This is a genomic window from Paenibacillus tianmuensis (assembly GCF_900100345.1).
Taxonomy (GTDB): domain Bacteria; phylum Bacillota; class Bacilli; order Paenibacillales; family NBRC-103111; genus Paenibacillus_G; species Paenibacillus_G tianmuensis.
Genome location: NZ_FMTT01000013.1, coordinates 122246 through 132598, shown reverse-complemented (window position 1 = coordinate 132598; position 10353 = coordinate 122246). Strand labels below are relative to the sequence as shown.

Annotated in this window: 6 protein-coding genes; 4 read left to right on the top strand and 2 right to left on the bottom strand. The window is 54.8% G+C overall.

What is annotated here, in order from left to right; all coding sequences use genetic code 11:
- Window positions 1-540: RNA-guided endonuclease InsQ/TnpB family protein (locus BLO51_RS11195; protein ID WP_143006874.1), on the top strand; the 540-nt coding region annotated here is incomplete at its 5' end.
- 127 nt (window positions 541-667) lie between these two features.
- Here BLO51_RS11195 and BLO51_RS11190 read toward each other — a convergent pair.
- Entirely contained in the window at window positions 668-979 is a 312-nt protein-coding gene (locus BLO51_RS11190) for a hypothetical protein (RefSeq protein WP_090671208.1), read from the bottom strand.
- 240 nt (window positions 980-1219) lie between these two features.
- On the opposite strand from BLO51_RS11190, the gene BLO51_RS11185 reads away from it, so the two are divergent.
- From BLO51_RS11185 to BLO51_RS11175, 3 genes are all read left to right on the top strand, one after another.
- Complete coding sequence (locus BLO51_RS11185) at window positions 1220-1906, top strand: serine/threonine-protein kinase (RefSeq protein ID WP_090671204.1); 687 nt, start codon at window positions 1220-1222, stop codon at window positions 1904-1906.
- A gap of 24 nt (window positions 1907-1930) precedes the next feature.
- On the top strand, window positions 1931-5236 hold the full coding sequence (locus tag BLO51_RS11180; protein ID WP_090671201.1) for a DEAD/DEAH box helicase: 3306 nt from the start codon (window positions 1931-1933) through the stop codon (window positions 5234-5236).
- A gap of 518 nt (window positions 5237-5754) precedes the next feature.
- Window positions 5755-8547 (top strand): endo-beta-N-acetylglucosaminidase, encoded by a 2793-nt coding sequence (locus BLO51_RS11175; RefSeq protein WP_245719627.1) that lies wholly within the window; start codon window positions 5755-5757, stop codon window positions 8545-8547.
- Window positions 8548-8769: 222 nt separating this feature from the next.
- Here BLO51_RS11175 and BLO51_RS11170 read toward each other — a convergent pair whose 3' ends face one another.
- Window positions 8770-10287 carry a M36 family metallopeptidase gene (locus BLO51_RS11170; protein ID WP_090671195.1) on the bottom strand — a complete coding sequence of 506 codons (1518 nt, stop codon included), beginning with the start codon at window positions 10285-10287 and terminating at the stop codon, window positions 8770-8772.
- Window positions 10288-10353: the final 66 nt, after the last annotated feature.

Sequence of the window (10353 nt, the reverse complement as noted above, 5' to 3'; positions counted from 1 at the left end):
CCTGCCGTTGTTGTCACCTCAACAGGGAAGACGAAATTTGTTGGCAACGGCAGACAGAACAAGTACATACGCTGCAAATACAAAGAGCGCAGAAGAAAGATGGGCAAGTTAAAGAAACTATCTGCGATCCGTAAGCAAGAAAATAAAGAACATCGCTACATCAAAGACCAAAACCACAAAATCAGCCGTAAGATCGTGAACATGGCGATTGAAGAACAAGTATCGGTCATCAAGCTGGAGAAGCTGACGAACCTTCGCCAAACGACAAGAACAAGTCGTAAAAACGCCAAAAACTTGCATAACTGGACGTTCTATCAATTGCAAACGTTTATCGCATACAAAGCGGCATTGGCGGGGATCAACATCATCGAAGTCAATCCTGCGTACACTTCCCAAACGTGTCCAAACTGCGAGAAACGGAACAAGGCAAAGGATCGAACGTATGAGTGTTCATGCGGGTATCGCGCACACCGCGACAGAGTTGGAGCGATCAACATCATGCGCCAACCTGTGATAGATGGTAACAGTCTATCAGCCTAGATAGCTATACGCTCTGATCTAGGACGAGCTAATGAGCTAGCTCTTAACTTAGCAGTCGGCACAAAACAGAAATGGCCTGCGTGCGTTAACTAGCTAAGAATCCTACGGCTTTAGCCGTCTCGGAGGCTCAATTCTCATCCTGCAAATAAAATGCCCCACTCGGCAAAGCGGTTTCTTTATTGACTACGACGAGCCCGACACCTTCAGGAATATAAACCACTCTCGAATCGCTGGTGATCACATAATCCCCCGGAACCAATATCCCGTTTACATTTGTTACGCTTACGGTAGTCGTCAGGTTCAGATTGGGAAAGGTAATGGCAGTCGTCTGCGGGTTCGCTGCCGGTTCGTCCGCCGTCTGGGCGAAAGTGGCGGTCGGCAGAAGGAAAGCCGAGCATAAGGCGAGTACCGTTATTTTTGTTTTCAGCGTGCTTATCATACATGAACACTCCTTTTCTTTGCGGTTGTGTCCCCATGTTCTGGTATCGGAACCAGCTAACCATAGTTACCCGTATGGATAATTTTTGAAGCAGGAGAAACGTGGTTTATTTTGGCGAACGATTGTTCTGTGGTATAATCGCTCTAATGACCTTAATCGGTTTTGCACCCTGGATGCTAGGTTCGATTAAATATCTTACAAGAGTTAGCCTGCCAGTAGACGGTACAAGGGGGCCCCAGGATGAACGTGCATTGGACTATGGCCGACGAGGCACTGCGCAGCATCACGGTAACCGGCAGCGAACGGAATGAGCCTGTGATCGTTTCCGACTATTCGGAAGGACTTCGCTGTATCGGCATCGGAACGGATGCGGCCGTGTTCACCTATGATCGGACGCCGGGCTATGCGTTTAAAATCTACTCGGATCTTGCGCTGGCGCTCGGGAAACGGGAGATGGAGAAGCAAGTGTACGAACGGCTGGAAGGGATTCCTTATTTTCCGGTATATTATGGGTGCGGAGAGCGTTATCTGGTCATGAGCCACGAATCCGGAGTCACGCTGCTCGATTGCCTGCTGGAGGGCATTCCCGTACCGGAGCAGGCGATCCTCGACGTTGAAGAAGCGCGCGCGCTGGTGCGCAGCCGCGGTTTGAATCCGAGAGACATTCATCTGAAAAATGTCATCCTGCAATCGGGCCGGGGTAAAGTGCTGGACGTATCCGAATATGCGCTGGAGGGAGACGACCATCGGTGGGAACATCTGGTCTGGGCGTATCGCGTCGTTTATCCCGGCATCGAGGGGATCAAAATTCCCGCTTGGGTGCTGGATGCGATCAAGAACGGCTACGCCCGACTGGATCAGGCGAATCTGAGCCTTGACGATTTCTCCCGGAGAGTTAGCGAGTTGTTTTCCAAGTTTTTGAAATAGATGAAGTAAGGAAGGTTTCAGGCGATGAACGCACCGTTGACACCACGGATCATTAAATCGTTGTGCGGCGAGCTCTCCTACAAAAAGGGAGAAGCCTACTGCCGCGCCGGAAAAGTGGCCTTCACGCATTATGATCCCGAAGCAGCGAGCTACGAAGCGACGGTCGGCGCCGACAGCTGCCGAGTAACCGTCGAAATCGGTCAAGAAGGGGAGGTAAAAGCAACGTGTACCTGCCCCACCTTGAGCTCCTACGACAAATACTGTAAGCATGTCGCTGCGGTGCTGTTGTATATTCACGATACAGAGCAGGCCGGCAGCTTGCCTGTTGGGGGGCTTCGATCGGAGGACGGATTCTCTGCGACGACTTCGTCAGGCCGAGCGGCAGCAAGCGACTCCGCGATTACGGCGGGAAATCTCCGGCTGACGAACAGCGTGTTAGGACTGTTTGTCGGTAAGCCGGTGATCCCGACGGGTTCCCGGCCGCGCTTCGATACAAGAACGCAGCTTGAGGTGGAGTTTACTTGCACGCCCTTTGCCTACGGTTACCGGAAGTACATGTTCGGAATCGGGCTTAAGATAGGGCCCAAACGGCTGTACATCGTACAGAACATAAGAGAGTTTCTGGAGCGGGTCGAACGGAGACAAGCCTATGTATTTACCAAGCATTTCACTTACGACCCGGAGCTTCACAGCTTTAAAATCGAGGACGACGCCATCCTTCGCCAGTTATTCCTAATCTGCCGCAACGAGAAGATGTACCGTGAAACGTCGAATACGTTTTCCGTCCAGCCTGTCCGTATGAGTGGCGAGCGGATGCTGCTGATTCCTCCGTTCTCGTGGGAATCGCTGCTTCCCTTGTTGGCGGCGGCTCCTTCCGCACAGCTTGAGCAGGATGGCTACATTTACGAGGGCGTTCGCATCTCCGACGAGCCGGTCCCGCTTCGCTTCGATTTCGACCAAGCGCCGGGAGAAGGCTATCGGTTGGACGTCCAAGGGCTGGACGAGATCAGGGTCATGGAAGCGTACGGGCTAGTGCTTGCCGAGGGGAAGCTGCTGAAGCTGCCGCCCGATAGCAGCCAGCGCCTTTCGGAGCTGAAACAAATGCTGGATTCGGCACGTACGCGCCAGCTTCAGATTTCGGCGGATCAGATCGAGCCTTTCATCGAAAAGGCGATTCCCGGTCTGATGAAGCTGGGAACCGTCCATGTCGCCCAAGACGTGTCCGACCGGATCATGCGCATATCGCTGAAGGCCAAGCTGTATTTGGACCGGGTGAGGGACCGGCTGCTCGCCGGGCTAGAGTTTCATTACGGAGACATCGTCCTTAATCCATTGGAAGAGGGAAGAACTCAGCGTGGCGAAGGACGAATCCTGGTGCGGGATGGGGAGAAGGAAAGGGCGATTCTGGAGCTCATAGAGCAAAGCGCCTTCGTCAGGACGGAAGGCGGCTATTTTCTGGATGGCGAAGACGAGGAATACGAGTTTATGTACCGCGTCCTGCCCCAGCTGGAAAAGCTGGTTGAGGTATATGCCACCTCTGCCGTAAAAGTACGGCTTCATACCGGCCACGTTCCGCCGAAGATCCGGGTGGATGTGGATGAGCGGATCGACTGGTTGGAAATTAAGTTCGAAATCGACGGAATCCCGGAAGCGGAAATCCGTAAAGTGCTGAAATCTTTGGAAGAGAAGCGCAGATACCACCGGCTGCCGCACGGCGCGCTCCTGCCGCTGGAAAGCGAGGAGTTTCAGGAGATTGTCCGTTTTATGAACGAGATGGGCATTCGCCAAGCGGATGTGAAAGGAACGGAGCTGCGCCTGTCGGCTGTCCGCGGACTGCACTTGATCGATGCGCGGGAGCAGGGCCGTGCCGTCAGCCTGGGCAAGTCGCTGCGCCGGCTCTTGGAAAACATACGGAATCCGGACAATCTGGATTTTCCGCTGCCGAACCGGCTGATTCCTGTGCTGCGGGATTACCAAAAATATGGGTATGGCTGGCTCAAGACGCTGGCCCACTATCGCTTTGGCGGCATTCTTGCCGACGATATGGGGCTTGGAAAGACGCTGCAGAGCATCGCCTTTCTCGTATCTGTTCTGCAGGAGATTCGAGATCTGGGGCAGCCTGCGCTGGTCGTCGCTCCCGCATCTCTTCTGTATAATTGGAGGAACGAGCTGAACCGGTTCGCGCCGGAGCTTCGGGCCGTTATTGCCGACGGCAGCAGCGCGGCACGCGCCCGCGTACTGAAGGAGCTGTCCCATGTGGACGTCGTGATCACCTCGTATCCGCTGCTTCGCAGGGATATTGGGCGTTATGCCGGGCATGCGTTTCACACGCTCATTTTGGACGAGGCCCAAGCGTTCAAAAACTACGCGACGCAGACGGCGCAAGCGGTGAAAGCGATTCGGGCCAGGAACCGGTTCGCGCTGACCGGAACGCCGGTCGAAAACTCGCTGGAGGAGCTGTGGTCCATCTTCGGCGCGGTGTTCCCCGAGCTGTTCCCGGATCGCAAAGTCTTCGGCGAGCTATCCCGCGAGACCGTGGCCAAGCGCGCCCGTCCGTTTCTGCTGCGGCGGATGAAGAGCGATGTGCTGAAGGAGCTGCCGGAGAAGATCGAATCGCTGCAAGCCTCGGAGCTGCTGCCGGAGCAGAAGAAGCTGTACGTGGCCTACTTGGCTAAGCTGCAAAAGGAAGCGCTCAAGCATCTGGACGCAGATACGTTTCAGCAAAACCGGATCAAAATTTTAGCGGGCATTACCCGGCTGCGTCAGCTATGCTGTCATCCTGCGCTGTTCGTCGAAGGGTATACCGGAAGCTCGGCGAAATTCGAGCAGCTGCTGGAGCTGGTCGAGGAATGCCGGAGCGCCGGGCGGCGGATGCTGGTGTTCTCGCAGTTTACCGAGATGCTGGGGCTGATCGGGCGGGAGCTGGGCTATCGGGGCGTACCGTATTTTTATTTGGACGGCAAAACTCCGTCCGCCGAGCGCGTCGAGCGCTGCCGCCGGTTTAACGAAGGCGAGCGGGATTTGTTCCTGATCTCCCTAAAAGCCGGGGGAACCGGGCTGAATCTGACCGGAGCGGATACCGTTATCCTGTACGATCTGTGGTGGAATCCCGCCGTGGAGCAGCAGGCTATGGACCGCGCCCACCGGATCGGGCAGAAGAAGGTGGTCCAAGTGATCCGCCTCGTCACTCAAGGCTCGGTAGAAGACAAGATGTACGAGATTCAGCAGCGAAAGAAGCATTTGATCGACGAAGTCATTCAGCCGGGCGAGGAGGGGCTGGCCGCTCTGACGGAACGGGACGTCCGGGAACTGCTGATGCTAAATGAGTAGGGTTACGTAACGGAACCGGGGTAGAAGGCACAAGAAAGGGACCCAACGCCGGTGAGGCGAAGGGTCCTGTTTTATGGGATAAGAGGAAGGCCAGAGTTGATTTATTCCGCATAGCAGGTCTCATTATTCCATCTGTCAATTTTCTATAATACCATATTATGGAATCTTCGTTGACCGACTACATGATTGTGTAGCAAAGAAGCGGAAGAGGTTGGTCACGAAATTGTCGGATTTATGGGGAACTTTCTCCGCAAGCACAAAATAGTATAACAGCGCTTGCAATCATTTAATATGTCCATGAAATCTTTTGTTTGTCCACTTTACGGCCGCCGTGAACGGGTGTTAGGGTGGAATAGACGAGTCGTTTCTTTTCCTTGGATTGGCAGCTGCAGCAATTGCTAGAATGGTACCAGGCCGGAACAAACGAAGAGAGGTGCATTATGTCAGACCGCAAACTGCGAAAAAAATCTTATTCTCGGACCGTTACGAAAGCGGTATCAATAGGGTTGACGGCCGTCATGGCGTCCACTCTGATGTTAGGGCCGAAAGCGGCCTCGGCGATGGAAACGCCGAAAGGACCGGATCAGCCTTATTTGTACGGCTATAACGCCAAGCAGATGAAGGAATGGACCCCGGAGAGCGACCCGTATGCGAAGTATTTTCGCTCCCGCGTTCCGCTAGCGAAGCGGATCGGAGCCTTCCAGCCGACGCAGGCGCACCCGGAATTAACGGGCACGGCCCAAGTCATGAATCTTTCCGCCGACTACGATAAGGAGGAATGGTTCGAGGGGTACCGCTATAACGACAGCTTTAGCCGCAACGTGCTGAAATATTGGCAGTATCAGGACATTTATGCCTCGTGGCACGGCTTGCCGGTTTACGGTTCACCAACCGAAGAGGGCAAGCGGGATTACGGCGTCGTGAATCTGCCCAATCCGGCCTATACGGATGCGGCCCACCGCAACGGGGTTATCAGTTTGGGCGGCTGGTTCTGGCCTCGCAACATCAATTTTGCGGAGCTCGTAGAGAAGACGCCGGACGGCAAATTCCCGGTGGCCGATAAAATGATCGAAATGGCGAAGTATTTCGGCTTCGACGGATACTTTATCAACCAAGAGGCGACGATCAGCAAGGAGCATGCGGTTCTGCTGATGGAAATGCTGAAATATATGCGCAGCCAAGGCCTGTATATGAGCTGGTACGACAGCTTGACCGTAGACGGCAAGGTTTCCTATGTAAACGGATTCAATAAAGAAAACTCGCCATGGCTGCTGGACGAGCGTGACGGAAAGCGCGCTCACGACAGCATTTTCATGAACTACGCGTATACGCCGCAAGGCTTGGAGAGCAGCGCCGACCATGCGCGCAAGCTTGGTCTTGATCCGTATGCCTCGCTCTTCGCGGGCATCGAAAACGATAAATTCCGCTTCGACCGCGGCTTGGAGCTGGATGCGATTTTCAAAAACGACGCCTCCCGCACGCCCCGGACGAGCGTAGCTCTTTTCGGCACGGACATGGTCTGGAACAAAGGCCCGAATCCGTTTGACATCCGCATGCAGCCGGAAATCGAGAAGCGCGAGCAGGCCTATTGGTCCGGGCCGAAGGGCAATCCTGCGGAAAGTGGCCGGGCGGTCGGCACCGAATATGAGAGCTGGCCGGGAATTGCGCATTACATACCGGAGCGCTCCGTCATCGGCTCCTATCCGTTCGTGACCCGCTTCAATAACGGGCACGGGCTCGACTTCTTCGTGAACGGACGAAAGTCCAGTGATACGGAGTGGAACAACATGGCGGCGCAGGACATCCTGCCGACATGGCAGTGGTGGACGCAGTCCGCAGGCAAGCCGCTTACGGTCGGATACGACTACGAAACCGCATGGAACGGCGGCTCTTCCTTGAAGGTGGAAGGCACACTGAATTCGAGCCATGCTGCGGATATTCATTTGTACAAGACCGAGCTGCCGGTGACCAAAGACGTGGAGCTGTCGCTGACGTACAAATCAGATGTCCAATTGCCAGACAAGAAGGGCAACGGCCAGGCGAAAGGGCATCTGAAGAAGGCAGCCGACATTCAGGCGCTGCTTACGTTCAAGGACGATCCGCAGCATCCAGCCGCCGTCGATTTGAAAGCCGGGCCAAGCGACGATTGGACCACAGCTACGGCCAAGCTGAAGTCGTTCGAGGGACGCACGATCGCTGCGATCAGTCTCCGCGTAGGTTCGCAATCGGCGGATGACGTGGCCTTTAAGGCCAACATCGGCGAGTTGAAGCTGATGGACGGCAAGAAACCGCAGGCGCCTGCCGCCCCGACGGGCTTCCGGGTCGAGAAGGCGATGTTCGACGACAATCAAGCCGCGATGTTCGTGAAGTGGGACTTCAACGCGAAGCAGCAGGATGTTTGGTATTACGACCTCATGCGTGTGGTAAACGGCAAGCGCGAATGGGTCGGACGGATTTACGACGAAGTGTATTACCTCAAGTCGCTTCCTCGTCTCGGCGAGAATGAAGTGAAGCTGGAGTTGTATGCCGTCGGCAAAGACGGAACGGCGAGCGAGCCGCAGGCGCTGACTTGGAAATGGGGGAACGGGGACAAGGTTCAATTCAACAAAGGTCCGGTTGCCGCAGCTTCCATTCATGCGATGCACCTGCAGGACAACAAGCTGACGATGGAAACCGGATGGACGAACTATATCAATATCCGCGTCATGCCTTCCACAGCAGCAAATGTCAACGTCACCTGGACATCGAACAACGAGGCTGTCGCCAAAGTGGATGCGCGAGGCAAAGTGACTGCGATGGGTCCGGGCGATGCGGTACTGACGGCACAGACGGGGCCAGCCAACGGCCAGCCGGGCATGAAGACGGAGATCCGCGTCAAGGTCGTGGCGCCGGAAATTCCTCAGAATGGCGTCGTCCTGCAGGCGGAAAAATACGATCAATCCAATGGCTTGTTCGTGCCGGGCACTTACGTGAACGTCCGCGACTTGAACTTTGCCGATTGGCTGTCGTTTAAAGATGTCGATTTCGGGGCAAAAGCAGCGTCGAAGCTGACGGTTCGGGCGGCCGTTCTGGCGAAGGACACCCGGGTGGAAGTGCGCTTGGGCGGCCCGCAGGGCGAGCTCATCGCAGATGTGGCGCTCCCGGTGGACGCGAAGCAGCTGGCGCCGTTCTACAAGAACTATACCGTCGATCTGAAAAAGCCCGTTACCGGCAAACAGACTGTTCATGTGACTTTTAAGAATCCGAACTATACGAAGTGGAGCGTCCGCGATAACGGTATTGCAGATATAGACTGGTTCCAGTTCCAATAGTCCAAGGCAAAGCGCGTTTTGTTCAAGCGTGCGGTACGAAAAGGCCTCTCGTCCCATGTAACGAGGGGCCTTTTTGCGGGGCGGAATCATTTTTCATACCATAACACCAAAAAAAGCCTGCAATCTGCCGTGAACGGCAGACAGCAGGCTCTATTTTTTTCAGGCATGGGCGGAAGGAAGAGGAGTGAAAGCAGCTTGCCTCCGGCCTGCCGCAATGAAGCGTTAGCTGGTGGGAATACCGCGGGCTTTCCAGATCCGGTCGATTTCTGCCGCGTGCTGACCTCCGTAAAGCTGGAGATCGGCTTGTTTGATCGCTTTGGCGCCGTCCTTGAAGGTGGCTGTCGGAGTGAGAGAGAAGTGGGATTGGATGGTGATTTTGGTGGCTGCGTCGCGCCCAAAGGCTTGTGCCATATCGTACAGTCCTTGGGACCAAATTTCGCCGTCCGCATGCACTTCATTTTGGAGGTCGCGCGGATACACTTTGTTTTTGTCCAAACGCCGCAGGCAAGGCGGGTTTCCTTTGGAATACGACGTGCCATCCCATTCGGCCACGCACGCTTTGCCGAAGCCGGGGGAGGAGGTAGCATCTTCATACGTAGCGCCGAAAAAATCGCCGAAGCCTTCGCCCATCGAGCCGCCTTCATGGGAATCGCCGAAGCCCGGCACCTGATTGTCTTGAATCGCGTGCCCGTATTCGTGGGCAATGACGCCGGCGTCTTCCGCATCGTCTACCCCGCCGGTACCGAAGATTAATTCTTTTGTCGACGAGTTATAGTACGAGTTGTCGTCCAGAGACGCGTTGACGTTTACTTTGATGGCACGGTTGTTCACATTTTTGAAGCCAAGCTGCTGCAAATACCGCTGCACTGTATCGATATGGTAATAGGCCATGACATCCTCGAAGCTGTCGTTGGAACGGGTATAATTGAACTGGTTGGAGGCCGAATACGTCTTGGCGGCAGAGTTAATGTTGACGTATTGCCCGCGCAGGTAACCGGAGCCGTCCAAGCCAAGGAGGGTAACGGATTTCAGCTGCTTGGTCAATTCGGGGGAATCTTGGTCGTTGTTATCTTTCAGGTTGCCGACGGAGCCTTGGGATTCGACAGGGTTGGGGAGGAAAATTTTGCCTGTACCGTTCACGTTCTGGTTCAAATTCCGTTTGCGCAGCAGTTCTCCGCTGCCTGCATGAATATAGGTTTCCCATGCGCCGTACGGGGCCTTGGAATGGACGACGACACGGTAGGTAGGCGTAGCGACGCCGTTCTGTATCGTATAGCCGTACTCCTCGGAGGATGGCGCCCATTCTCCTTGTGCTTGGTCTTCGACGAACTGGAGCGCTTTGGCCTTCAGATCGCCGTCCGGCAGCAGCTGTGAAACCTGTTGAACCGAGGTGTAGGGCTCGTAACCGGAGATGACCAGTGCGTTGTGGTAAGAACGGTCCAAGGTGACCGTCACCTGCCGGTTAAAGACCGAAGCGTTGTTCACCATTTGCTGATAACGGACATAATAGCCTGCGTCGGTTTGGATCGTGGTCACATACTTCAAGTCGGACAAATCGGCCTTCAGCTGATACTGCTTGGCATGCTCCTTAAGATACCGCTCTGCGGCAACTTTGGTATCGGCAGGAAGCTTCTGCTCGGCACTGACCGGAGCTTCCGTTTCCGCCATAGCCGTAGGGACTGCCAGGGTGAGTACGATTGCAGCTGCGACCGTACTCCAAAGCTTTTGACGCTTGAACATAAAGACACCTCCATCAGGATAGGAATGCGTTACGAAATTCATTGTATTGTTTTATTTGTAATATAT

Coding starts and splice junctions, on each gene's coding strand:
- BLO51_RS11190 (WP_090671208.1), bottom strand. CDS start 979: ATGATAAGCACGCTGAAAACAAAAATAACGGTACTCGCCTTATGCTCG.
- BLO51_RS11185 (WP_090671204.1), top strand. CDS start 1,220: ATGAACGTGCATTGGACTATGGCCGACGAGGCACTGCGCAGCATCACG.
- BLO51_RS11180 (WP_090671201.1), top strand. CDS start 1,931: ATGAACGCACCGTTGACACCACGGATCATTAAATCGTTGTGCGGCGAG.
- BLO51_RS11175 (WP_245719627.1), top strand. CDS start 5,755: ATGGCGTCCACTCTGATGTTAGGGCCGAAAGCGGCCTCGGCGATGGAA.
- BLO51_RS11170 (WP_090671195.1), bottom strand. CDS start 10,287: ATGTTCAAGCGTCAAAAGCTTTGGAGTACGGTCGCAGCTGCAATCGTA.